Source organism: Pseudonocardia sp. Ae331_Ps2 (assembly GCF_001932405.1).
Taxonomy (GTDB): Bacteria; Actinomycetota; Actinomycetes; order Mycobacteriales; family Pseudonocardiaceae; genus Pseudonocardia.
The window spans coordinates 99,401-121,998 of the sequence record NZ_MCIM01000001.1; the positions used below are offsets into that span (position 1 = coordinate 99,401).

Sequence of the window (22,598 nt, forward strand, 5' to 3'; positions counted from 1 at the left end):
GTACCCACCCCGGGCTGCTCGAGGGCCTGGCCGCGTTCACCGACGACACCCACGCCGCGCTGGGCGACCTCGGCTACGAAGGCGAAGCCGACCGGCTCACCGTGCCCATCAAACCCGTCCCCGGCCGCGGGCAGACGGTCAACCAGCGCACCGTCAACACCCTGCACTCAGCCCTTCGTGCTCTGGCCGAACGCGGAAACGCCCTGCTCAAGACCACCTTCGCCGCGTTGCGGCGAGTCACGCTATGTCCCTGGCGCACCGGCGCGATCACCGCAGCTGCGCTCGTACTACTCCACACCGAGTACGACCGCACGACATGATCAACCCGCTACTGAGAACACCTCACTGTGTCGGCGGTAGGCGACCCGCGGCGCGAACTCATCCACTGGACCGACGGGGTAACCGCAGGGACGCGGAGCGAGGCCGGCGACCAGATCCTGTGTCCGAGCGCTCAGAACCGAATCATCGAACTGAATGCAGATGAGCCGTGGGATGTCGTGACTTCGTCGCTCCTGGGTGACCGCGGGCTACGAGAGTGGATGACCCCGAGAGTCAGCGCCACATCCTTGGCTTTGGCGTGGGTGGCTGCCGGGCACAGAGCCGCATATGTCAACGACGGCGACCTTCGCGGAAGCGTGCATTTCGCTGCCGGCATCGCTCTCTGCACGGGAGCCGGATGCATCGTCACCGACCTGAGAGGAGACGCTGTCGACTCCGGACACGGACTCGTCATCGCAGCAGACCACGACGTGCACAGTGAGTTGCTGCAGCGCATCAGCGACCTGAGTCCCTGATTCAGGAGCCGCGCCATCATGGCCGTTCTGATACCGGCCTCGTAGGCGCACGCGCGGTGACCCGCATGACGGGATGGTCGTGGGTGACCGCTGGCGACGGTCGCAAGCCGAGCGATACCGCACGCTCCTTGCACGGCCGTCACCCGTGGACGATTCCTCTTTTGCTCTCTGGCTGGTGCGTGTCCGGGAGAGGTTTGGTCCAGGTGATGCAGTAGCGCCACATGGGCAGCAGGCGCCAACGACATCCGGGAAGGGCGGATCGGGCTGCGCGACGAACCTCGGAGTAGGTGTGCGGCGGTGGCCAGACCACGGGGGCTGTGTGCTCCCAGAAGCCGTACCGGCGACGCAGCACGGCGTGCTGCACGGCTCCGATGCCGTGGAGCACGACCTCGATCGGCCGGGAGGTCCTCGCCAGCCCGACCACGACGACTCGACCGCCCGGCGACGTGAGATCAGCGCATCGCCGTAGTGCTTGGACTGGATCGGGCAGGTGATGCAGTGTGGCCATCGAAGCCACGACATCGAACGAGTCGGCTGGGAACACGTGGCTCAGAATGTCGCCGTGGACCCACTCGACCATCGGGGCCTCGCTCCGTGCCGAGCGGAGAACTGTCGGGTCCAGGTCGATCGCGACGACCTGGGGAACCCTGTGCACCAGGTCCGCTGCGAGGAGGCCGTTGCCGGTGCCGACGTCGAGAGCTGTCTGGGCGCCACGTGGCACCGCATCCAGGACCAGCCGGTGGTAGTGAATGTTGTGGTTCCACCGCCTCGCCGAGCTGCCTGACACAGCACCATCATGCCAAGCGACTCAAGCAATCCACGACAATCGACAGATCGACGGGCTGAACCACGCCGGATCTCGCCTCGTCTTCCGCTGCATGGGCGGGCTGCGCGATCCGTCCAACACTCAGGACGCAGGACTTCTCCTTCGGTCGCAAGATGGCCGCGACCGGAGCGACGGACGTCCTGGAGGTCTCAGAAGGACGTCGCCCCCGGAGCCCATCGGTGAGGGCTTCCCAGGGGAGCGTGAGTCACCGCCCGGATCGAGTTACTGACCTCGGAAAATGCTCCTCTGATTGGACTCGAACCGATACCGCCCGATCCAGGATCAAGACCCGCGGTCAGTAGTCATGTGTGCTCGAAACCGGCGATGACCTGCCACAACGCCGTCGGCACGGATACGGGTGATTGTGGCTCGTTGCCACTCTCGACGTTGGGCCGCGGGAGGTAGACGGCGCCCTCAGCCGAGCAGGTCCAGGAACTCCGAAGCGCTGAGTCCGGCCTGCCGCAGAACGGAGCCGAGAGTGCCCCGGACGATCTCGCGGTGCAGCGGGACGATCACGACTCTGCCGTCAGGGTGGCGGAGCTTCGCATGGCTGCCCTTGGTCGAGCGGTGCTCGAAGCCCGCTGATTCGAGCGCCTGGACGACCTGCTTGCCGGAGACCTGAGGAAGGGCTGGGCTCACGCCGGGATGCGGATCTCGATCGGAGTCACGAGCGGGTGCTCGAAGGAAGCCGGCACCTCGTCGTCCTCGAAGTACAGCTCCAACGCCTCACGGAGGTTGGCCAGCGCCTCGTCGACCGTCTCCCCCTGGCTGGCGACCTCGATCTCCAGACAGCGGGCGACGTACCACTCGCCGTCCTTCGCGACGGCGGCAGTCAAGGTGCGAGCGGTGTCCATGTGCCGAGTGTACGGCCCGAGGTGAGCGAGGTCGGCCCTTGCGGAGGACGAGCCCACGCGCTCCAGGTCGACCGTTCATCAAGAGTGACGATCAAGGACGGAGGGCGGTAATGAGACAGCAAAGCCTGCCGACAGGCGGAGTGATCGCCTCACATCACGGAGTAGTCATGCGTGCCGCGTCCGTCGTCGTCCTCCTCGCCTTGCTCCTGCTCGCGGGATGCGGCGCCGAGCCCCCCTCGAGCACCGGGAGCCCCGCTACCACTGCGTCAGCAGCGCCGGTCACAACCAAGCCAACCCCGACCGCTCCACCCTCGGCGAGCATCGGTCAGACAGTGAGCAACCGTGGCATCACCTTGACCGTGACCGACGCCCGCGCAGTCGACTCGATCCAGATGAACGAGTCCAGTTTCCGACCGGGCTCGGGCTACGAGAAGTACACGAAGACGACGCCACAGACAGGCGGCCGATTCGTCTCCGTCACCGCGCACGTCGTCAACAACGCCAAAGTGGGCCTCGACCTCACCTGCAGCCTGCCGATCAACACCAAGCTCGTCGACTCGCAACAACGCAACTTCGACGCCATCGACGACCTCTACAAGCTCAGGGGCAACCCTGAGTGCAACGATCAGCTCCAGCCGGGCTTTGAGGCCGACATGACCTGGGTCTACCTCGTGCCGCAGAGCGCCAAGGTCATCGGCTGGGGCTTCCAGGACACCACCGACTTCTCGGGCACGGTCGACTTCACCACGGTCCGCTTCGACGCCTGATCCGAGTGGTCCCGCCCCCTCCTCGTCGTACTGACCGAACCGCCCTGGTGGCCGCGACCGGGGCCAAGGAGATCCTGGAGGTCCTAAAAAGACATCGACCCCCGGAACCCACTAGTAGTGGACTTCCTGGGGGTCGATCTTGAGTCGCTACCCGGGTCAAGCTATCGACCTCGGAAAATGCTCCTCCGATTGGACTCGAACCAATAACCGCCCGATTAACAGTCGGGTGCTCTGCCATTGAGCTACGGAGGACCGTTCATGCCGCTCCAGGTGGTGTTCCCGGCGACGAGAAGAACTCTACAACACCCCGCACAGTCGTCTCGCAACCCCCCGTTCGGCCGCTGTTCCCGCAGGTCGGAGCCCCATCCGGGTGGCGGTCGGGCAGCGGCCGCGGTCCGGGTACGGTCGCGGTCGGAGGTGAGGGGAATGGTCAGATTCCTCGTGGGTGTCGCCGTCGGGTACGTCCTCGGCACCAGAGCCGGTCACGAGCGCTACGAACAGCTCGTCCGCGCCTATCACCGGGCGGCCGACCACCCCGCGGTGCAGGGCGCCGCAGGCATCGCTCGGGCGGGCGTCGAGGGCGCGATCGACAAGGTGCGCGGGGGCCAGAACACCGGGCGCTGAGGCCCGCCCCGTCCCATGACCCCCGTCCCGGGGGCGCGGGACAGGGCGGCTCAGCGTGTGCGGGCGACCGCGAAGACGCGGCGGAACGGGAACCAGGTGCTGCCGTCGGCGCTCGGCGGGTAGGCCGCGCGCAGCCGAGGAGCGAGCTCGCGGACGAACGCGTCGTAGGCGTCGTCGTCGAGGGCGTCGCGGACCGGGCGCAGGGCGGTGCCGGAGATCCAGCGCAGGACCGGGTCCTCGCCGTCGAGCCGCTGCAGGTAGGTCGTCTCCCACACGTCGACGTCGGCACCCGTGGCGGCCAGGAGGTCAGCGTAGCCGAGCGGGTCGAGTACGGTCCCGTCGCCGCGCAGCACGATCCGGTCGCGCCAGTGCGGCAGCGAGGCGACCTCGCGGGTCAGCACGTGCGAGGGCGCGTCGAAGTTGCCGGGGACCTGCACCGCGATCCACGCACCGGGCGCGAGCGCGGCCGTCCAGCGGCGCAGCACCTCGGGGTGCTCGGGCACCCACTGCAGCACCGCGTTGGACACGAGCACCCCGGTGTCGCGGGGCGGGGTCCAGTCGCGCACGTCGATCTGCGCGGCGTCGACGCCCGCGGCCCGGGCCGCGGCGACCATGTCCGGGGAGGAGTCGAACGCCTCCACCGTCGCCGTCGGCCAGCGGTCGGCCAGCAGCCCGGTCAGGTGGCCGGGACCGCAGCCGGCGTCGACGACCCGGTTCAGGGCCGGGTCGGGCTCCCCCACCCGGGCCAGCAGGTCGAGGAACGGGCGGGAGCGGTGGTCGTCGAAGGCGCGGTAGAGGGCGGGGTCCCAGCTGGTGCTCACGGGTCCTCCGGCAGGCGGGCGGCGATGCCCTCGGCGAGGCGGCGCGCGGCGACGGGGTCGGTGCCCGGGTCGGGCCGCACCTGGAGGACCAGCCCGTCGCGGCCGGGGACCCGGCGCTGCAGCACCCAGGCCCCTCCCCCAGGAAGCTCGCGCCGGTTGCGGGTGCGGATGGACTGGGTGACCCGTTCCTGCACCGCCTGCGGCACCTTCCCCGGGTCGGCGAGCCGGAACCGCAGCGGGCGCCCGTCGGCCAGCAGCTCGGTGCCGGGAGCGATCTGCTCGGCCGAGGTCGGCGTCACGACCAGGCTGACCTTGTCCCAGGTCGCCTTCGCGATCTCGTGCCAGCCCAGCCGCTCACCGCCGGGGGGCCAGATCCCCCACGAGGTGACCACGAGCATCCCGTCCGGGGCCTGCGCGGTGGCGACGACGGCCTCGGAGTCGGCGAGGGCGTCGGCAACCGTGTCGGGCACCGGCTCGCGCCCGAGCAGCCGCGCCCAGAAGCCGGTCACGACGCGACCCCGGAGGCCTGCTCGCGCAGCTGGATCTTGTACTGCTCCAGCGGGACGAGCACCCCGAACAGGTCCATGTACTCGTCGTGGTCGGTCTCGGCATTGGTGCGCTGCAGCTGCGACTTGAGGTCGGCGATCTCGCGCTCGACCAGGCCGAGCCGGACCCCGGCGAGCACGCCGTTGACGTAGCGGACCTCGTCGGTGTTGCGCTTGGGGAGCTCCAGGTCCTCCACGGCCAGCTCGCTGACCAGGCGTTTCACGTCGTCGCCCGCACTCTCGGCGACGACGGCGTCGAGCCAGTCCGACCCGTCCAGCCCGGCGCACACCCCGCCCGCGGCCATGATCGCCCGGTGCACCGCGGCCAGCTGCGGGTGGGTGAACCCGGCCTCGGGCAGCTCGTCGAACGCGGGGCCCACGACGCCGGGGATCTGCAGGGCCGCCTTGAGCGCCTCGCGCTGCAGGTGCAGCTGGGTGTCGTCGCGCTTGGGGGCGGGCAGCGGGGCCCGACGTCGGGAGCGGCCCCCCTCCGGCGAGACCCCGGCGCTCTCGCGCACCCGGCGCACGACGACGGCGATGTCGTCCCAGCCGACCCAGCCGGCGAGCCGGCGCGCGTACTCGTCCCGCAGGTCCTCGCGCTTGATCTGCGCGACCAGCGGGACGGTCCGCTGCAGCGCCGCGACCCGGCCCTCGGCGCTGGCGAGGTCGTGGCTGCGCAGCTCGGTGCGGATGGCGAACTCGAACAGCGGCTCACGACGGGCGACGAGGTCCCTCACGGCCGCGTCGCCGTGGTTGTTGCGCAGGTCGCAGGGGTCCTGACCGTCCGGTGCGACGGCGACGAAGGTCTGCGCGGCGAAGTTCTGGTCGCCCTCGAACGCCTTCATCGCGGCGCTCTGGCCCGCCGCGTCGCCGTCGAAGGTGTAGATGACCTCCCCGCGGTCGAAGGAGTCGTCGCCGATCAGCCTGCGGATGACCGAGACGTGCTCGGTGCCGAACGCCGTGCCACAGGACGCGACCGCCGTGGTCACCCCGGCCAGGTGCATCGCCATCACGTCGGTGTAGCCCTCGACGACGACCACCTGCCGGGTCTTCGCGATCTCCCGCTTGGCCTGGTCCAGGCCGAACAGCACGTGGGTCTTGCGGTAGACCGGCGTCTCGGAGGTGTTGAGGTACTTGGCCTCGATGCCGTCGTCGTCGAACAGCCGGCGCGCGCCGAAGCCGACCACGTCGCCGCCCAGGTCGCGGATCGGCCACAGCAGGCGCCGGTGGAAGCGGTCGATGGCGCCGCGGCGGCCCTCCTTGGAGATGCCCGCCTTGATCAGCTCGTCGAGCTGGTAGCCCTGGGACAGCAGGTGCTTGGTGACGACGTCCCAGCCGGCCGGGGCGTAGCCGCAGCCGAACTTCTCCGCGGCGGCCTCGTCGAACCCGCGGTCGGCGAGGAACTGCATCCCGGCCCGCCCGGCGGGGGTGCGCAGCTGCTCGGCGTAGAACGCCTGGGCCTTCTTGTTGATCTCCAGCAGACGGCTGCGGGTACCGCGGTCGCGCTGCACCGAGGAGCCGCCGCCCTCGTAGGTGAGCCGGACCCCGCACCGCTCGGCGAGCCGCTCGACGGCCTCGGGGAACCCGATGACCTCCATCTTCATGACGAAGTCGATGACGCTGCCGTGCTCACCGCAGCCGAAGCAGTGGAACGTGCCGTGCGAGGGACGGACGGTGAACGACGGGGACTTCTCGTCGTGGAACGGGCACAGGCCCTTCAGCGAGCCCGCCCCGGCGCGGCGGAGGGCCACGTACTCCTCGACGATCTCCTCGACCCGCGTGCGGTTGCGGACCTCGGTGATGTCGGCGTCCCGGATCCGTCCTGCCACGACGGCCAGTCTAGGCGCCTCCGGCCCGGCGTCCCGGTCCGCCCGCCGGCGGTGCGGCGGTGTCGGCGTCCGGCCGCTCCACCGGGGCGGCGGCGACGGTGTCCGGCTGCTCTGCGGGGACGGCGGCGTCGGCCGTCACCGGGTGACCGCGCAGGCCGGGCACCCGACCCAGGCCGACGAACATGCCGACCAGCGCGATGCCGAGGCCCAGCACCGCCTGCACGGTGAGCGGCTCCCCGAGCACGGGCACGGCGACCAGCGCCGTCGTCGCCGGGACCAGGTTCAGCAGCGACGACACGAAAACCGTGGACCGCAGGCGTAGCAGCACGAACATCAGCACGAAGGCGCCCGCCGAGTTCACGACGCCCAGGAAGGCCACGGCCGCCCACCCCGACGGCGCCCGGGGCAGCCAGTCCGCACCGAGGAACGGCCAGGCGACCAGGGTCGCGATCAGCGAGGTGGCCATCTGGACCACGACGCTGGTCACCACGGGCGTGCCGTCGTTGAACCGCTTCTGGTAGAGCGTGCCGGCCGCCAGCGACAGCATGCCCAGCACCGGGAAGACGAGGTTGCCGCCGAGACCGGCACCGAGGTCGTCAGCCAGTACGACGTAGACGCCGGTGGCGCCGATCAGCAGGCCCAGCACCGGTCCGACGCCCAGGCGGGTCGCCAGCAGCAACGGGGTCAGCAGCCCGACCAGCAACGGCGCCATCCCGAGGATGAGGCTCGACAGCCCGGCGGGCACACCCGAGGCGAGCCCGCTGTAGACGAAGCTGAACTGCCCGACCTGCAGCAGCAACGCCGTGACCGCGAGGTGCAGCCAGGCCCGGCCGCGTGGCAGGCCCGGCCGCTGCACGGCGACGGCGACGAGCATCACGACCAGCGCGATCACGAACCGCCAGAACAGGACCGCGGGGACGTCGGTGGAGCCGGTCGCGATCTTGCCGGCGATGAAGCCGGACGCCCAGAGCGGCACGAAGAGCACGGCCAGCACCGGGACGAGCCAACGCGAGGAGGTCACGCCTTCACTTCATCGCAGTGCTAACGACCGGGGCAAGCCGGGGTGGGGGGAGCCTCACCCCACCCCGGTCCGATCAGGCCGCGACGACGACCGACGACGGCAGCTCGGCGAGCGCGGAGTCCAGGTCCGGGTGGTTGCGCATCCCGTGCAGCACCGCCCGGACGTCCGGCACCGTCCGCGGCGCGACGCGGGCGGCGCCGATCAGCCGAACGTCCAGACCGCGGTTGCGGGCCACGTGCCGCAGATGGTGCAGCGCCCGCGCGCCGCGCGCGGTGACCCCGGTACCGAGATCGACCAGGACGTGCCGGACCGGCGACCACCCGGCACCGGCGACGGCGAGGTGCGCATCGACCTGGCGCAGCAGCGACGCACCTGCCGCCGCGTCCAGCTCGCCGTCGACGCGGACGTGGAGGACGTCCTCGCGGGGGCGGTCGGTGCGGACCCTGCTCCTGTTCATCGCGTTCTCCTTCCGGATCGTCATCTCTCCAATACCTCTAGCGTATGGTTAAGATTTTCGCCATCACGTGGCCACACTCAGGTTCGCGGACGACCGGCTCCGGCACCCGAGCGTGCGCCGCGGACCGCGAGGGAGGAACCGACATGGCACTGGACCGGCTCGACGACCCCGACTACCCGACCGTCGCGATGGGCCAGGCCGCGCACCTGCTGGAGGTCGAGCCCGCGTTCCTGCGCAGCCTCGACAGCGCGGGCGTGGTGAACCCGCACCGCTCCCCGGGCGGGCACCGCCGCTACTCGCGCAACCAGCTGGAGCAGGCCGCGCGCCTGCGCACCCTGCTGGACGACGGGCATCCGCTGGGCTCGGCGTCCTGGATCGACCGACTGCGCGGCGAGCTCGCCGACAGCGAGAACCGCCTCGGCGCGGCACACCGCGAGATCGAGCGCCTGCGCACGGAACTCGCACGCCTGCGCACCGAGCTCGGCGACACGAATCCAGAGTAGCCCTTGACAACAGAAAATCTCCAGCTATAACTGAAGATATCCGGAGCGGGACTCCGGAGGACCGACATGACGAAGGACAACGAGGAGTCAGCCGGTCGGTCGTGAACCGGCACGGCTGGAAGGGAGTGGTTCGAGATGCTGCTGCGTACCGACCCGTTCCGAGCCCTGGACCGCATCGCTTCGCAGGCGTTCGAGTCCGGCGGCACCTGGTCGCGCCCGGCGGCGATGCCGATGGACGCCTGGCGTCACGGTGACGAGTTCGTCGTGGAGTTCGACCTCCCCGGCATCGACCCGGACGCCGTCGATCTCTCCGTCGAGCGCAACACCCTGACGGTCAAGGCGGAGCGGCGGCCCGCCAACGCCGGGACCGACCAGGTCGAGTGGGTCGCCTCCGAGCGGGCCTACGGCGTGTTCGCCCGCCAGCTGTTCCTGGGCGACAACCTCGACACGTCCTCCATCCACGCGTCGTACGACGCCGGGGTGCTGCGCATCCGCATCCCGGTCGCCGAGGCGGCCAAGCCGCGGACGATCGCCGTCGAGTCCGGGCACGACTCCGACCGGGCCGCGATCAACGCCTGATCTCGGTTCCGGGCCCGGCCGCGTGCCGGGCCCGGAACCGGCGTCGGACCGGCGGGACGGCCGGTCGACGGCGCCGTCACGACGAGCACGCGTAGCCCGAGCGTGCTCCCGCCCCACCCCGGCCGTGGTGGCCCGAGGGCCTGTGAGCGTGATCACGAGGCCACCGACCACCCCGACCCTGTGAACGGACCGACCCCGTCCTGGCAAGTCACTTCACCCTGAGTGACGAACACGCGGCGTGTTGGCGTGGTTCCGGCGTTCGCATTCGCGAACATCTCCGGTGTGCGTGTTCGAGGTGTGCGGGTCGCCGGACTGCTGGCGACGATGATGGTGATGGCCGGGTGCGGATCCCCCGGATCGTTCGTGGACGTGCTGGACGCGGCGCTCGACACCGGCGTCGTCGACGTCGGCGCGATCGCCCCGGTGACCCCCGGGACCGTGGAGGGTGCGGCCGCGGGCAGCGCGTCGGCGACGCTGAAGACGCTGGCGGTGAAGGGCCGGGCACCGAAGACCGGCTACACGCGCCAGCAGTTCGGGCGTAGCTGGGCCGACATCGACCGGGACGGTTGCGACCAGCGCAACCAGGTACTGGCCCGGGACATGGACCGCGAGACGTTCAAGGCGGGCACGCACGACTGCGTCGTGCTGACCGGGACGCTGCGTGACTCCTACACCGGCACCACCATCGCGTTCACCCGTGGCCAGGGCACCAGCGAGAAGGTGCAGATCGACCACGTCGTCGCGCTGTCCGACGCCTGGCAGAAGGGCGCCCAGCAGCTCGACGCGGCCACCCGGGAGAAGATCGGGAACGACCCGCTGAACCTGATCGCCGTCGACGGGCCGACCAACGGCCGCAAGAGCGACGGCGACGCCGCGACCTGGCTCCCGCCGGACAGCCGCTACCGCTGCGCCTACGTCGCGCGGCAGGTCGCGGTGAAGAAGAAGTACAAGCTGTGGGTGACCAGCGCCGAGCGCGACGCGATCGACCGGGTCCTCGGGACCTGCCCGACCCGGGCCGTGACCAGCGAGGCCGACGCGGCGAAGCCCGCGATCACCCTGCGCTGAGCCCCGCACCGACCCCGGCCACCCGGCCCCGCCGCCCCACCCGGACGGCGGGGCCGTCGGCGTCTCGGGGCCGGCCGGTGTCGGGGGCCGGCAGGTGTCAGGGGCCGGCAGGTGTCAGGGCCGGCAGAGGGTGCGGTGCCAGGCGTGCGCCTGCGGGTCGGTCAGCGTCGCGACCTGGTCGATCACGACACGCAGCCGCGACCGGTCGTCGGGGGCGGCGGCCCAGTCCTCCGCGCGGGCCGGGTCGAGGGCGTCGGGCCCCCGGTCGTACAGCGCCGCGACGAGGTCGTGCAGCAGGTCGCGCTGGCGGGACTGCATCGCCAGCCGCCGCGGGTCGCTCATCACGTAGCGGGTGGCCAGCGCCTTGAGCACCACGACCTCCGCCACGGCGACGACCGGCACCACCAGGTCCGCGCGGTGCCGGGCCAGCGGCGCGTCGCCGTAGGTGTCCAGGGTCGCGTCGGTCGCGGCGAGGGCGAACCGGCCGACCAGCTCGGAGGTCATCCGCTTCATCGCGACCAGGTCGTCGCCCGCGGCGGTGGCGGCGTCGAAGCCGCGGACCGCGCGGACCACCGGCAGCGCGTCGAGCCGGGCGGCGGCCTCGGCACAGGCACCCTCGTCCTCGCCGAAGCGCAGCGACGCCTCCACCGCGAGCGCCGCGCGCTCGGCCGGCGAGGACAACACCGCCAGGTCCATCCGGCCGGCGTGCACCGCGTCCTCGACGTCGTGCACCGAGTAGGCGACGTCGTCGGCCCAGTCCATCACCTGGGCCTCCATGCTCCGCACCCCCGGCCGTGCCCCGGCGCGCACCCACTCCAGGGCCGGCAGGTCGTCGGCGTAGGCACCGAACTTGCGTTCCGCGCCGCGGCGCGGCCACGGGTACTTGGTGGCGGCGTCCAGGGTCGCCCGGGTCAGGTTGAGCCCGCCGGGGACGCGGCCGTCGCCGGAGCGGGCCTTGGGCTCCAGGCGGGTCAGGATGCGCAGGGTCTGGGCGTTGCCCTCGAACCCGCCGCAGTCGGCTCCCGCGACGTCGAGCGCACGCTCGCCGTTGTGCCCGAACGGCGGGTGGCCGATGTCGTGGGCCAGCCCGGCGGCGTCGACGACGTCGGGGTCGAGCCCCAGCTCCTCGGCGATGCCGCGGCCGATCTGGGCGACCTCGAGCGAATGCGTCAGCCGGGTCCGCGGGATGCCGCTGACCTCGGCGCCCTCCCCCGGCCCGACCACCTGGGTCTTGCCCGCGAGCCGGCGCAGCGCCGCGGAGTGCAGCACCCGGGCCCGGTCGCGGGAGTAGGGACTGCGCCGCTCGACGCGGCCGCGCTCACCCAGCCCGGAGCCCTTCGGTGCCTCCGGATGGCGGCGCTCCGCGTCGGCGGCGGTGTATCCCGGGTCGACCGGGGCGTGCTGGAGGGTCATCCCAGCCCGCTGCTCGCGGTGTCGACCGACGCGTGGGTCAGCTCGTAGAACAGCAGCGCGCCGGTCTCGCGGTAGATGTAGCGCAGCTGGGTCTCCCGGGTCTGCACGATCGGGCCGCTGCGCGTCGGGGAGGTGTAGGCCTCCAGCCCGGCGTCGCGCGCCATGGTGCGGGCACGGAGGCTGTGCCACGGGTCGGACACCAGCAGGGCCAAGGACCAGCCCTGCTGCCGCGCGGTCGCCGCGACCGCCTGCAGGCTGCCGAGCGTGTCCGCACCTTCGGGGACGGCCTCGACCGCCGAGGACGGCACGCCCTGCTCGACCAGCCAGTCCCGGCTGGCCTCGGCCTCGGTGTACCGGTCCCCCGTGCGACCGCCGCCGACGGTGACGATCCGCGGGGCCACGCCGTCGCGCCACAGCTGCTCGGCGTGCTTGAGCCGGTTGGCCAGGACCGCGCTGGGCTCACCGTTGTACTGGGCCGCGCCGAGGACGACGACGGCGTCGCTGGGGCGCTGGTCGTCGTCCCGGGCGACCTGCCACACCCGCAGCGCGGTCACCCCGACCACCGCGACGAGCATGACCAGACCGCCGACGAGCAGCCGCGCGCCCCAGGTCATGCCGGTCCGCACCGGACGGCGCACGGTGCGCCGGTCCGGACCGGGCTCCGGCGGGGCGCCGCCGAGCCCGCGCCACGACGAGGTGCCGGTCATCCGCCGATCCGACCGGCCGAGGAGGCGAGCGCCGAAGCCGAGCGCCCGGCGCGCAGCGCGACGACCTGGGCGACGATCGACACCGCGGTCTCGGCCGGGGTGCGGGCACCGAGGTCGAGACCGACCGGCCCGTGCACCGCGGCCAGGGCGTCCTCGGTGACCCCGGCGGCGAGCAGCCGCTCGCGGCGCGCGGCCTGGGTGCGCCGCGACCCGAGCGCTCCGAGGAACCCACGGCCGTGGGCCAGGCCGTCGAGCAGGACCGCGTCGAAGGCCGGGTCGTGGTCGAGCAGCACCAGCACGTCGGCCTCGGTGAAGGCGGCGACGGCGGCACGCGCGTCCTCGACGGTGGTGACGGTGCGGGCGCTCCAGCCGAGCAGACCGGCCTGGGCGTGCAGCGCCGCGCCGAGCGCCCCCTCGCCGACGACCAGCACCGACGGGACCGGCACCAGCAGGTCGACCAGCACCGCGGTGCCGTCGACGTCGAGCCGCTCGGTGGCCGTGGCGCCCCGGCGCAGCAGCGCGCGGGTCTGCTCGGCCGCCGCGGCGGTGACCCCGCCGAGGTCACCGGTGGCCTCCTCCAGGCCGGGCCCGGTGAGGACCAGGGCCGCGCCGGTGTCCACGACCGACAGCAGCGCGGCGGGCCGCCCGGTCTCCAGCGCCTCCCCGAGCGCGGCGGCGGGACCGGCGGCCAGCGGGTGGGCGAGCAGCGTCGCCCCGCCCGCGCAGGCGAGCCCGGCCGCGACCGCGGAGGCCTCCCCCACGTGTGCCTCGCGCACCGTCGCCACCCCGGACGCCGCCTGCACGGCGAGCGGATGCGCGGAGTCGTCGAGGGCGCCGAGGTAGAGCAGGCCGCCGACCTCGCCGTCGGTGGTGCCCGCGACCAGCTGGCCGGACTCGACGGAGCCGAACCCGTGCCGGTCGAGCACCCGGACGACACCGATCCCCGAGCCGCCGATCCCCGACCCGCCGGTCACCGCCCATCGGCGCAGGGCCGCGCCCAGGTCACGACGGGGGTCGGCCGGTGGCCGTGCCGCGGAGGAGGTCGCCGAGGTGCTCACGGTCGCCAGGGTAGCGACGGGGCCTGACGGTGAGCTGAGAACGGGCGGGACGTGGCCACGACGGGACGATCCGCGGCGCCGGTGCGTCGACACCGGTACCGCCGTTCGGGCCATGAGAGAGTGATCAGCGCGACGGCAGCGTTCCGGAACCGTACGATTCCGGCACGCGTTGAACGCCACGTACGCCCATCAGACCGCGAGTCAGGAGTCATGGACCCCACCTGCAGGCCGCGCGCCGACCGTCCCCGTGACGGCCGGCGACCCCGCATCGTCCTCGTCCCCGCCCGCGCCGTGCACCTCCCGGCCGGGCCCGAGACCCGGGCGGTGACAGCCCGGTGATCGGAACGATCCTCGGCATCCTCCTGGGCATTCTGGTGGTCCTCGTGATCACTGCCCTGACCGGCTACTTCGTGGCCCAGGAGTTCGGCTACATGGCCGTGGACCGCTCCCGCCTCAAGGCCCGTGCGGCCGAGGGCGACACCGGAGCGTCCCGTGCCCTCGACATCACCCGTCGTACGTCGTTCATGCTGTCGGGCGCCCAGCTCGGCATCACCGTCACCGGTCTGCTGGTCGGTTACGTCGCCGAACCGCTGATCGGCAACGGCATCGCCGAGCTGCTCGGCCTCGTCGACGTGCCCCAGGGGGTCGGCCTGGCGATCGGCATCACGGTCGCGCTGCTGTTGGCCACCGTCATCCAGATGGTGTTCGGCGAGCTGTTCCCGAAGAACCTCGCCATCGCCCGGCCGGAGCCGGTCGCGCGGTGGCTGGCGCTGTCCACCAAGACCTACCTGGCGCTGTTCGGGTGGATCATCCGGATCTTCGACGCGGCCTCCAACCTGCTGCTCCGCTCGCTGCGGATCGAGCCGGTGCACGACGTGGAGCACTCGGCGACCCCCCGCGACCTCGAAGCGATCATCGACGACTCGAAGGACTCGGGTGACCTCAACCCGGAGCTCGCGGTGCTGCTGGACCGCGCCGTCGACTTCGGCGACCGCACCGCGCGGGCCGCGATGATCCCGCGGCCGCGGGTGTCGTGGGTCCGTGCCGACGCGACCGTCGAGAGCCTGGTCGGCCAGATGGCCGTCCAGCACTCGCGCTACCCGGTGCTCGGGCCCCCCGCCGAGGCGGCGGACCCGGAGAACGCCGAGAACGCCCTGGAGCTGGTGGGCGTGGTCTGCCTGAAGGACGTGCTGGCCCTCGCCGACCGCGACGACCGGCCGTTCGACGAGGTGCTGGTCTCCGACCTCATGCGGGCCCCGGTGCTGGTGCCCTCGTCGCTGCCGCTGCCCCAGGTGCTGGCCCAGCTGCGCGCCGACGACGAGGAGCTGGCGTGCGTGCTCGACGAGTACGGCAGCCTGGCCGGCGTCATCACCGTCGAGGACGTCGCCGAGGAGCTCGTCGGCGAGATCACCGACGAGCACGACCAGGCCGGGACGGACCAGGCACTGCGGTCCGACGACGGCTGGGGCGTCCCGGGTGACCGGCACGTCGACGAGGTCGGCAGGCTGATCGAGGCCGAGCTGCCCGAGGGTGACTACCAGACCGTCGGCGGTCTGGTGATGGCCGAGCTGCAGCGGCTGCCGGTCGTCGGGGACGCGGTCGTCGTGACGATCGCGGCGGAGGGCCCGGACGACGAGGACCGCGCCCTGCGGCTGGTGGTGCAGGAGGTCGACCGGCGGGTCCCGTCGGCGGTCGCCCTGGAGTGGACCGAACCGGTGGCCGCCGGTTCCGAGCAGGACGGCGACGACCGGGAGGTACGGGCATGAGCGTCTTCGAGATCGTGGTGTCGATCCTGCTCATCGCGGCGAGCGCGTTCTTCGTGGCCGTCGAGTTCGCGCTCGTCGCCGCCCGGAACTACCGCCTGGAGGAGGCCGCGCAGACCTCGGCCTCGGCGCGGGCTGCGTTGCGCAGCGCCAAGGACATCTCGCTGCTGCTGGCGGGGTCCCAGCTGGGGATCACGCTGTGCGTGCTGGGGCTCGGTGCGATCACCAAGCCGGCGGTGGACTACGCGCTGCGCCCGCTCCTCGAGGGCTGGGGCGTCCCCGGTGGGGTCGCGGGTGTGGCGTCGTTCGTCATCTCGCTGATCGTCGTGACGTTCCTGCACCTGGTCGTCGGGGAGATGGCCCCGAAGTCCTGGGCGATCTCGCACCCGGAGAAGTCGGCGATCATGCTGGCGCTCCCGATGCGCGGGTTCATGATCGTCGCGCGGCCGCTGCTGCTCCTGCTCAACGGCGCGGCCAACCGCTGCTTGCGCTGGTGCGGCGTCGAGCCCGTCGACGAGATGGCCTCGGGCCGCAACGCCGACGACCTGCGTCAGCTGGTCGACCACTCGGCGAAGACCGGCACCCTCGACCAGGGGCGCCGTGACCAGCTGGTCACGGCCCTGGAGCTGGAGCGGACCCCCCTGGGCGAGCTCGCGCGCGAGCCCTCCGGGGTCGCCGCGGACGACGACGTCGCCGCCGTCCAGGCGACCTGTCGCCGGACCGGCCACCTCCGGCTGGTCGTCTGGGACGGGGACACCCCGATCGGGTACGTGCACGTCCGCGACACGCTGACGCGGGCGCCGGAGACCCGGGCCCGGGACCTGATGCGCCCGCTGCTCACCCTGCCGGCGGACACGCAGTACCACACAGCGGTGAACACGATGCGTGAGCAGCGTGCGCACCTGGCGCTGGTGGAGTCCGACGACCGCCCGGTCGGCATCGTGACCCTGTCCGACCTGGTGGAACGCCTGCTGCCGGAGCCGGTGTAGGAGCACTCCCCGGACCGGGTGCCCGAGCTGCGCCCGGTCCGGGACCGCCCTACCCTGGGTCGCCTCCCGATCACCCACGGAGGTTGTGATGACCGCTCCGACGCTGCGCCCCGCCGATCTCGACGAGGCGGCACTGGCCAGGCTGAGGCAGCTCGAGGACCGCATCGGCGGCCCGCTCGTGGCCTACCGACCCGAGTCGCCCTACGCCACGCTGTCCGCCGAGCAGCTGGAGGAGGTGCGCCGCACCGAGGCCGAGCTGGGCGTGCAGCTGCTGGCCTACCGGCGCTGACCCCCTCGACGACGAACGCCCCCGCCCGGGATCCGGGTGGGGGCGTTCGTGGCGCGGGTTGGTCCCAGCGTCGTCTCAGCAGCCGAGCAGGCGCGTCGCCAGGTAGGTCTCGACCTGGTCGAGGGCGACCCGCTCCTGCGCCATCGAGTCGCGCTCGCGGATCGTCACCGCCTGGTCGGTGAGGGTGTCGAAGTCGACCGTGATGCAGAACGGGGTGCCGATCTCGTCCTGGCGGCGGTACCGGCGGCCGATGGCGCCGGCGTCGTCGAAGTCGACGTTCCAGTTCTTCCGCAGCTGCGCGGCCAGGTCCTTCGCCTTCGGCGACAGGTCGGCGTTGCGCGACAGCGGCAGCACCGCGGCCTTGACCGGTGCGAGCCGGCGGTCGAGCTTCAGCACGACGCGCTTGTCCACACCACCCTTGGCGTTGGGCGCCTCGTCCTCGGTGTAGGCCTCGATCAGGAACGCCATCATCGACCGGCCGACACCGGCGGCGGGCTCGATCACGTACGGCTTGTAGCGGGTGTCGGAGGCCTGGTCGTAGAACGACAGGTCGACGCCCGAGTGGTTCGAGTGCGCCGTCAGGTCGAAGTCGGTGCGGTTCGCGATGCCCTCGAGCTCGCCCCACTCCTGGCCGGTGAAGTTGAACCGGTACTCGATGTCGACGGTGCGCTTCGAGTAGTGGGAGAGCTTCTCCTTGGCGTGCTCGTAGTGCCGCAGGTTCTCCGAGGAGATGCCCAGGTCGGTGTACCAGCGGGTGCGCTCGTCGATCCAGTACTGGTGGATCTCCTCGTCGCTGCCGGGCTCGACGAAGTACTCCATCTCCATCTGCTCGAACTCGCGCGTGCGGAAGATGAAGTTGCCCGGGGTGATCTCGTTGCGGAAGCTCTTGCCGATCTGGCCGATGCCGAACGGCGGCTTCTTGCGCGAGGTCGTCTGCACGTTCAGGAAGTTCACGAAGATGCCCTGCGCGGTCTCCGGGCGCAGGTAGTGCAGCCCCTCCTCGGACTCCACCGGGCCGAGGAAGGTCTTGAGCATCATGTTGAACTCGCGGGGCGCGGTGAACCGGCCGCGGGTGCCGCAGTTCGGGCAGGGGACCTCGGAGAGGTCGTTCTGGTCGGCCTGCTCCGGGTCGCGGCCCTTGCGCTCGGCGAACTCCTCGGCGAGCTGGTCGGCGCGGTAGCGCTTGTGGCAGGACTCGCACTCGACCAGCGGGTCGGAGAAGGTGCCGACGTGGCCCGAGGCGACCCAGGTCTGGCGCGGGAGGATGACCGAGGAGTCCAGGCCGACGACGTCGTCGCGGCCGGTCACCATGCTCTTCCACCACTGGCGCTTGATGTTGTCCTTCAGCTCGACGCCGAGGGGCCCGTAGTCCCACGCCGACCGGGTACCGCCGTAGATCTCACCGGAGGCGAAGACGAATCCGCGCCGCTTGGTCAGCGCGACGATGGTCTCGATCTTGGCTGAGGTGGGCTTGCTGGCCACTGGCGGCGCTCCAGAGAAGGTGGTTCGGAGGTCCCCGGATACGGGGCATCCCAGATTACCGACCCGCCATGTATCCCCACTCCCTGCCCCTGCCCCCCGACCCCGCCGCGGTGGCTCCGCCCGACCGACCTCGCACAGGTTCCTGCGACCTCGCACCGTGTGCAACGGCTGCGAGGTCGCAGGACGGTGCGCGAGGTCCGAGGGTCAGCTCAACAGGCTGGGGTGGTGGACGGGCGCGGCGCCGGGGGTCACGGTCACCAGGGACTCGTAGGTCGCCTCGGTGGTCGTGTCGGCCTCGGCCAGCAGCGGGTGCACGTGCTCGCGGACCTCGAACGGCCCCAGGGCACGCCGGTAGGCGTCGACGGAGTCGAAGCGGACGGTCAGGACCCACTGCCCGGCGTCCTCGATCGCCCGGCCCGCCTCACCCCCGCGGAAGCCCGGCCGGGCGGCGAGGAGTTCCAGGGCGCGGGCCACACGCGCGGTGAACGCGGCCTCCTCGGAGGGAGACACGCGGAAGCGGCAGACCAGCAGCACGGCGCGACGATAACGAACACGCCTACCATGTCGGGTGCGGCCTGTACGGCACAGCAGCGCCGGAGGGTGTGGCCGCCGCCTCCGGGGGAACGGACGGGTCCACCACATGTCTGCCGCAGCCCAGACCACGCACGCACCGGGAGCCGGCCCGGGCGCGGACGACGACCACCACCCCGCGCCCGAGCCGGGCCCGACCCGCGACCCGCGCACGCTGGCCGCCGCGGGCGACCTGCTGCGGGCACTCGCCGCACCGGTCCGGATCGCCATCGTGCTGCAGCTGCTGGAACACTCGCGGTGCGTCCACGACCTGGTGGACGCGCTCGGGGTCACCCAGCCCCTGATCAGCCAGCACCTGCGGGTCCTCAAGGCCGCCGGGGTGGTCGAGGGCGAGCGGAAGGGCCGCGAGGTGCTGTATTCGCTGGTGGACGACCACCTGGCGCACATCGTGGTGGACGCCGTCGCCCACGTCGAGGAGGACACGTGACGGAGACGACCGGCCGGACGACCGCGGCGGCGGTCACCGAGCGGTCCACCGCCGGGCCGCGCGGCATCCGCGCCACCCGGCAGCGGGCCGCCGTCACCGCGCTACTGGACCGGCTGGACGACTTCCGGTCCGCCCAGGAGATCCACGAGGAGCTGCGGCGCGCCGGCGAGGGCATCGGCCTGACCACGGTCTACCGGACCCTGCAGACCCTCGCCGACGGCGGCGAGGTCGACGTGCTGCGGGTCGCGTCCGGCGAGGCCGTCTACCGGCGCTGCGAGACCGAGCACCACCACCATCACCTCGTGTGTCGCCGGTGCGGCGCCGCCGTTGAGATCGAGGGGCCGGCGGTCGAGTCCTGGACCGAGTCGGTCGCCCAGAAGCACGGCTTCACCGAGGTGTCGCACACCCTCGAGATCTTCGGCCTCTGCGGCCGCTGCTCGGCGGGCTGAGGCCCGGGCTCAGTCCCCGCAGCCGGGGACGGCGGGCAGCTCCCGGTCGCGGGCGAACGGGTCCGCCGGGCGCGGGTCCGGGGTCGGCGCCCACCGGCCGTCGACGAGGGCGTAGGTCCAGGCCGGGCCGCGCCGTGCCAGATCGGTCAGCGCGTCGACCAGCCGGTCGACGTCGGAGGAGCCGGTGCGCAGGCCCAGCGACGCGCGCACGGCGTCGCGGCCGCCGGTGAGCCGCGCCAGCAGCGGGTGGGCGCAGAACCGGCCGTCGCGGACCCCGATGCCGTACTCGGCCGACAGCGCCGCCGCGACCAGCCCGGCGGGCAGCTCGCCCAGGGTGAACGAGACGGTCGCGGTGCGGTCGCCCGCGTCGTCGAAGCAGGACAGGGCCCGCAGGCCGGGGACCGTCGCCAGGCCGGCGTGCAGACGGTCGGCGAGCTCGCGCTCGTGGGCAGGCACGATGTCGTCGATCAGCGGGTCCAGGGTCCGGCAGGCCGCGCCGAGTGCGGCGGTACCGAGGACGTTCGGGGTGCCGCCCTCGTGCCGCTGCGGCGACGGCAGCCACTCCGTGACCGTGCCGCCGCCCGGGCCGTCGGCGACGGACACGGATCGGACCGCTCCCCCGCCCGCGACGTGCGGTTCGGCGGCGTCGAGCCAGTCCCGGCGGCCGACGAGGACCCCGGCGCCGTAGGGCGCGTAGAGCTTGTGCCCGGACAGCGCGACGTAGTCCGCGTCCCACCCGGCCAGGTCGACGCGCCGGTGCGGGGCGAGCTGGGCGGCGTCGACGCACAGCCGGGCACCCGCGGCGTGCGCGATCCGCGCGATCTCGGCGACCGGGAGGAGCTCGCCGGTCACGTTGGACGCCCCGGTGACCGCGACCAGCGCGGCGTCGGGACGGGCGGCGAGCTCGGCCCGCAACGCATCGAGCGTCGAGGCAAGGGTGGCGGCGGCGGGCACGACGCGGTGCTCGCGGTCGCGCCAGGCCAGCAGCGTCGCATGGTGCTCCAGGTCCAGCGTCACCACCGGGCCGGGGACGGCGCGGGCGAGCAGGCCGAGCGCATCGGTGGTGTTGCGGGTGAACACCACGACGTCGTCGGCGCGGGCCCGGACGAACCGGGCGACGTCGGCGCGGGCGTTCTCCACGAGCGCGGTGCAGACCTTCGAGGTCCAGCCGGCGCCGCGGTGCACGCTGCCGTGGTACGGCAGCACCTCGGCGACGTGCGCGGCGACCGGCTCCAGCGCCGGCGCGGACGCGGCGGAGTCGAGGTCGCAGTAGCGGGCCCACCGGCCGTCGACGAGCGGGACCGTGAGGTCCGCACCGACGACGCGGGGCAGGGCGTGCTGGACGGGACGTGGCAGGGCGAGGGTCATGATCGGGCCTCCGGCCGATCTCGGGGACCCGGCGTGGCGCACGGATCCGCGCTTGCCGACTGCGGGTGTCGCGTCGGCCCGGTCATCACCCGGGGCACCCCACCGCGGAGGAGGGTTGCCGTCCAGCGAGCCGGGGCTTCGCGCTGGCACTCGTGACCTTCGGCGACGAAACTAGCAGACCGTCTCAGATGGAGACACGTGAGCATCGCCACCCCGGATAGCGTCTGACCGATGACGGACACGCACCCCGCGCCCACCACGGTCCGGCGGATCGACGTCCCGGAGTCCGGCGAGCTGGCCCAGCTCGCCGCCGTCTTCGAGGACCTGCAGTACGTGCTGCGCTGCTGCGAGCACCTGGTCACCGCCCTGGGCGGACCCGAGTCCGGGCCGGTGCGGGTGGACGCCGACCCAGCGCTGGTCGAGGCCCTGTGGACCGGCGCCCTGATCGGCTACGTGCGGTGCTTCTCCGGCCGGACGAAGACGCTGACCACCGACGACCTGACGTCGCTGGAGCTCGACGGGGACGTCAGCGGGTTCCACGACATGGTGTTCAAGCTCCGCGACCACTACGCCTCCCGGCACGTGAACCCGCGCGAGTCGTACTCGATCGGCGTGGCCCAGTCCAACGACGGGACGCCCCGGGGCGTCGCCGTCGTCTCCACCCCGCGCCCGCTCGTCGACGAGACGACGGTCCGGCTGCTCGGCCGGGTCGCCTACAGCCTGTCCGGCCTGGTGGACGCCCGGATGAAGAAGTCCCAGAACGACGTCCTCGGCGTCGCGCACGGGATGACCGCGGGCCAGCTGGCGGGGCTGCCGCTGGTGCACCTCGACGGCAGCGGCGAGGCGGCCCCGGAGGACGCGGTGACCCGGGACGGCACCGCGGACGGCCCGGGGAACTGATCCCCGCCGGATGCATCATCCGGCGCACAGCGGCTACCCGGTCGGGACACATCCCGACGAGAGGTGACCTCATGACCACTCGCACGACGACGTCCGACGCCGTCCGCACCGCCCTGCACGGCCTGGAGTTCCCCGCCGGCAAGGACGACCTGGCGTGGACCGCCGAGCGCAACGAGGCCGACGCCGCGACGGTCGAGGCCCTGCGGGCGGTGCCGGCCGAGGAGCACTACGCCTCGATCGCCGCCGTGGTGGCCGCCGTGGACCTGGCCGACGACGACCCGGCGCGCCAGACCTCGGGCGACACCGCGGACGAGTCGGCCGAGGAGACCGAGCAGCTGCGCGCGCAGCGGCGCACCGAGCACACCCGTCCCGGGCTGTCGGAGTCCACGAAGGACGTGGACCCGGTCAACCCGATCGCCGAGGAGCTCGGCACCAACCGCAAGAAGTGACCCGCGCGGCCGGGGCGGGCACCGCCCT

At 72.5% G+C, this 22,598-nt stretch carries 28 protein-coding genes, 1 tRNA gene and 1 riboswitch; of the genes, 14 read left to right on the forward strand and 15 right to left on the reverse strand.

All coding sequences use genetic code 11. The features are described from left to right. Both Ae331Ps2_RS32935 and Ae331Ps2_RS34080 read left to right on the forward strand, forming a co-directional pair. Positions 1–320, forward strand: a 320-nt coding sequence (locus tag Ae331Ps2_RS32935; RefSeq protein ID WP_283160302.1) for a transposase family protein, incomplete at its 5' end; no start/stop codon positions are given. A gap of 219 nt (positions 321–539) precedes the next feature. Then, complete coding sequence (locus tag Ae331Ps2_RS34080) at positions 540–794, forward strand: inositol monophosphatase (protein ID WP_371335794.1); 255 nt, start codon at positions 540–542, stop codon at positions 792–794. A gap of 139 nt (positions 795–933) precedes the next feature. On the opposite strand, the gene Ae331Ps2_RS34085 is transcribed toward Ae331Ps2_RS34080, so the two are convergent. The 3 genes from Ae331Ps2_RS34085 to Ae331Ps2_RS00480 all read right to left on the reverse strand — a co-directional run bounded on the left by Ae331Ps2_RS34085 (position 934) and on the right by Ae331Ps2_RS00480 (position 2,474). Further along, positions 934–1,581, reverse strand: a complete 648-nt coding sequence (locus tag Ae331Ps2_RS34085) for a bifunctional 2-polyprenyl-6-hydroxyphenol methylase/3-demethylubiquinol 3-O-methyltransferase UbiG (RefSeq protein ID WP_075311423.1) — start codon at positions 1,579–1,581, stop codon at positions 934–936. A 453-nt stretch (positions 1,582–2,034) separates the two neighbouring features. Then, a complete protein-coding gene (locus Ae331Ps2_RS00475) occupies positions 2,035–2,259 on the reverse strand; it encodes a type II toxin-antitoxin system HicA family toxin (protein WP_075311421.1) in 225 nt (74 codons plus the stop codon). Beyond that, positions 2,256–2,474 (reverse strand): type II toxin-antitoxin system HicB family antitoxin, encoded by a 219-nt coding sequence (locus tag Ae331Ps2_RS00480; RefSeq protein WP_020625202.1) that lies wholly within the window; start codon positions 2,472–2,474, stop codon positions 2,256–2,258. Before Ae331Ps2_RS00480 ends, Ae331Ps2_RS00475 begins: the two co-directional genes overlap by 4 nt. A gap of 359 nt (positions 2,475–2,833) precedes the next feature. Here Ae331Ps2_RS00480 and Ae331Ps2_RS00485 point away from each other — a divergent pair, with 359 nt between their 5' ends. After that, positions 2,834–3,241: a DUF4352 domain-containing protein gene (locus Ae331Ps2_RS00485; RefSeq protein ID WP_139318976.1), complete on the forward strand. Its 408-nt coding sequence runs from the start codon at positions 2,834–2,836 to the stop codon at positions 3,239–3,241. A 180-nt stretch (positions 3,242–3,421) separates the two neighbouring features. On the opposite strand, the gene Ae331Ps2_RS00490 is transcribed toward Ae331Ps2_RS00485, so the two are convergent. Next, positions 3,422–3,493, reverse strand: a tRNA-Asn gene (locus tag Ae331Ps2_RS00490). Between the two features lie 174 nt (positions 3,494–3,667). On the opposite strand from Ae331Ps2_RS00490, the gene Ae331Ps2_RS00495 reads away from it, so the two are divergent. After that, positions 3,668–3,865 (forward strand): hypothetical protein, encoded by a 198-nt coding sequence (locus tag Ae331Ps2_RS00495; protein WP_020625200.1) that lies wholly within the window; start codon positions 3,668–3,670, stop codon positions 3,863–3,865. A gap of 50 nt (positions 3,866–3,915) precedes the next feature. Here Ae331Ps2_RS00495 and Ae331Ps2_RS00500 read toward each other — a convergent pair whose 3' ends face one another. The 5 genes from Ae331Ps2_RS00500 to Ae331Ps2_RS00520 form a co-directional block, all read right to left on the reverse strand. Continuing rightward, entirely contained in the window at positions 3,916–4,686 is a 771-nt protein-coding gene (locus Ae331Ps2_RS00500) for a trans-aconitate 2-methyltransferase (protein ID WP_075311417.1), read from the reverse strand. Continuing rightward, on the reverse strand, positions 4,683–5,195 hold the full coding sequence (locus tag Ae331Ps2_RS00505; protein ID WP_075311415.1) for a hypothetical protein: 513 nt from the start codon (positions 5,193–5,195) through the stop codon (positions 4,683–4,685). Before Ae331Ps2_RS00505 ends, Ae331Ps2_RS00500 begins: the two co-directional genes overlap by 4 nt. Beyond that, entirely contained in the window at positions 5,192–7,060 is a 1,869-nt protein-coding gene (gene dnaG, locus Ae331Ps2_RS00510) for a DNA primase (RefSeq protein WP_020625197.1), read from the reverse strand. The genes Ae331Ps2_RS00505 and dnaG overlap by 4 nt, the downstream gene beginning before the upstream one ends. 10 nt (positions 7,061–7,070) lie before the next feature. Then, positions 7,071–8,081, reverse strand: a complete 1,011-nt coding sequence (locus tag Ae331Ps2_RS00515) for a DMT family transporter (RefSeq protein WP_020625196.1) — start codon at positions 8,079–8,081, stop codon at positions 7,071–7,073. A 73-nt stretch (positions 8,082–8,154) separates the two neighbouring features. Next, entirely contained in the window at positions 8,155–8,538 is a 384-nt protein-coding gene (locus Ae331Ps2_RS00520; RefSeq protein ID WP_139318975.1) for a hypothetical protein, read from the reverse strand. Positions 8,539–8,681: 143 nt separating this feature from the next. Between Ae331Ps2_RS00520 and Ae331Ps2_RS00525 the strand changes: the two genes are divergently transcribed. From Ae331Ps2_RS00525 to Ae331Ps2_RS00535, 3 genes are all read left to right on the forward strand, one after another. Continuing rightward, a complete protein-coding gene (locus Ae331Ps2_RS00525; RefSeq protein WP_075311411.1) occupies positions 8,682–9,041 on the forward strand; it encodes a MerR family transcriptional regulator in 360 nt (119 codons plus the stop codon). Positions 9,042–9,176: 135 nt separating this feature from the next. Then, entirely contained in the window at positions 9,177–9,620 is a 444-nt protein-coding gene (locus tag Ae331Ps2_RS00530) for an Hsp20/alpha crystallin family protein (protein ID WP_020625193.1), read from the forward strand. A gap of 282 nt (positions 9,621–9,902) precedes the next feature. After that, on the forward strand, positions 9,903–10,685 hold the full coding sequence (locus Ae331Ps2_RS00535; protein WP_233147482.1) for an HNH endonuclease family protein: 783 nt from the start codon (positions 9,903–9,905) through the stop codon (positions 10,683–10,685). 114 nt (positions 10,686–10,799) lie between these two features. On the opposite strand, the gene Ae331Ps2_RS00540 is transcribed toward Ae331Ps2_RS00535, so the two are convergent. The 3 genes from Ae331Ps2_RS00540 to Ae331Ps2_RS00550 all read right to left on the reverse strand — a co-directional run bounded on the left by Ae331Ps2_RS00540 (position 10,800) and on the right by Ae331Ps2_RS00550 (position 13,863). Next, a complete protein-coding gene (locus Ae331Ps2_RS00540; protein ID WP_075311409.1) occupies positions 10,800–12,098 on the reverse strand; it encodes a deoxyguanosinetriphosphate triphosphohydrolase in 1,299 nt (432 codons plus the stop codon). Beyond that, positions 12,095–12,712 (reverse strand): YdcF family protein, encoded by a 618-nt coding sequence (locus Ae331Ps2_RS00545; RefSeq protein ID WP_075313058.1) that lies wholly within the window; start codon positions 12,710–12,712, stop codon positions 12,095–12,097. The genes Ae331Ps2_RS00540 and Ae331Ps2_RS00545 overlap by 4 nt, the downstream gene beginning before the upstream one ends. Positions 12,713–12,801: 89 nt before the next feature. Next, a complete protein-coding gene (locus Ae331Ps2_RS00550; RefSeq protein ID WP_233147481.1) occupies positions 12,802–13,863 on the reverse strand; it encodes an XdhC family protein in 1,062 nt (353 codons plus the stop codon). Between the two features lie 335 nt (positions 13,864–14,198). Here Ae331Ps2_RS00550 and Ae331Ps2_RS00555 point away from each other — a divergent pair, with 335 nt between their 5' ends. The 3 genes from Ae331Ps2_RS00555 to Ae331Ps2_RS00565 all read left to right on the forward strand — a co-directional run bounded on the left by Ae331Ps2_RS00555 (position 14,199) and on the right by Ae331Ps2_RS00565 (position 16,904). Then, positions 14,199–15,629 (forward strand): hemolysin family protein, encoded by a 1,431-nt coding sequence (locus Ae331Ps2_RS00555; RefSeq protein ID WP_075311407.1) that lies wholly within the window; start codon positions 14,199–14,201, stop codon positions 15,627–15,629. Beyond that, positions 15,626–16,615 (forward strand): CNNM domain-containing protein, encoded by a 990-nt coding sequence (locus Ae331Ps2_RS00560; RefSeq protein WP_075311405.1) that lies wholly within the window; start codon positions 15,626–15,628, stop codon positions 16,613–16,615. Before Ae331Ps2_RS00555 ends, Ae331Ps2_RS00560 begins: the two co-directional genes overlap by 4 nt. Before the next feature lie 88 nt (positions 16,616–16,703). Further along, positions 16,704–16,904 (forward strand): hypothetical protein, encoded by a 201-nt coding sequence (locus tag Ae331Ps2_RS00565; protein WP_020624587.1) that lies wholly within the window; start codon positions 16,704–16,706, stop codon positions 16,902–16,904. Positions 16,905–16,979: 75 nt separating this feature from the next. On the opposite strand, the gene Ae331Ps2_RS00570 is transcribed toward Ae331Ps2_RS00565, so the two are convergent. Both Ae331Ps2_RS00570 and Ae331Ps2_RS00575 read right to left on the reverse strand, forming a co-directional pair. Continuing rightward, entirely contained in the window at positions 16,980–18,386 is a 1,407-nt protein-coding gene (locus Ae331Ps2_RS00570) for a glycine--tRNA ligase (RefSeq protein ID WP_020624588.1), read from the reverse strand. 204 nt (positions 18,387–18,590) lie between these two features. Then, positions 18,591–18,920, reverse strand: a complete 330-nt coding sequence (locus tag Ae331Ps2_RS00575) for an antibiotic biosynthesis monooxygenase (RefSeq protein ID WP_020624589.1) — start codon at positions 18,918–18,920, stop codon at positions 18,591–18,593. A gap of 106 nt (positions 18,921–19,026) precedes the next feature. Here Ae331Ps2_RS00575 and Ae331Ps2_RS00580 point away from each other — a divergent pair, with 106 nt between their 5' ends. Both Ae331Ps2_RS00580 and Ae331Ps2_RS00585 read left to right on the forward strand, forming a co-directional pair. Next, entirely contained in the window at positions 19,027–19,404 is a 378-nt protein-coding gene (locus Ae331Ps2_RS00580; protein ID WP_020624590.1) for a helix-turn-helix transcriptional regulator, read from the forward strand. Then, positions 19,401–19,853 carry a Fur family transcriptional regulator gene (locus Ae331Ps2_RS00585; protein WP_020624591.1) on the forward strand — a complete coding sequence of 151 codons (453 nt, stop codon included), beginning with the start codon at positions 19,401–19,403 and terminating at the stop codon, positions 19,851–19,853. Before Ae331Ps2_RS00580 ends, Ae331Ps2_RS00585 begins: the two co-directional genes overlap by 4 nt. A 9-nt stretch (positions 19,854–19,862) precedes the next feature. On the opposite strand, the gene Ae331Ps2_RS00590 is transcribed toward Ae331Ps2_RS00585, so the two are convergent. Then, positions 19,863–21,221 carry an aminotransferase class V-fold PLP-dependent enzyme gene (locus Ae331Ps2_RS00590; protein WP_075311403.1) on the reverse strand — a complete coding sequence of 453 codons (1,359 nt, stop codon included), beginning with the start codon at positions 21,219–21,221 and terminating at the stop codon, positions 19,863–19,865. Positions 21,222–21,264: 43 nt separating this feature from the next. Then, positions 21,265–21,379, reverse strand: a riboswitch (SAM riboswitch). Between the two features lie 73 nt (positions 21,380–21,452). Here Ae331Ps2_RS00590 and Ae331Ps2_RS00595 point away from each other — a divergent pair. Both Ae331Ps2_RS00595 and Ae331Ps2_RS00600 read left to right on the forward strand, forming a co-directional pair. Further along, on the forward strand, positions 21,453–22,121 hold the full coding sequence (locus Ae331Ps2_RS00595) for a hypothetical protein (protein WP_020624612.1): 669 nt from the start codon (positions 21,453–21,455) through the stop codon (positions 22,119–22,121). A 71-nt stretch (positions 22,122–22,192) separates the two neighbouring features. Beyond that, positions 22,193–22,570 (forward strand): DUF2795 domain-containing protein, encoded by a 378-nt coding sequence (locus Ae331Ps2_RS00600; RefSeq protein ID WP_020624613.1) that lies wholly within the window; start codon positions 22,193–22,195, stop codon positions 22,568–22,570. Positions 22,571–22,598 lie beyond the last annotated feature (28 nt).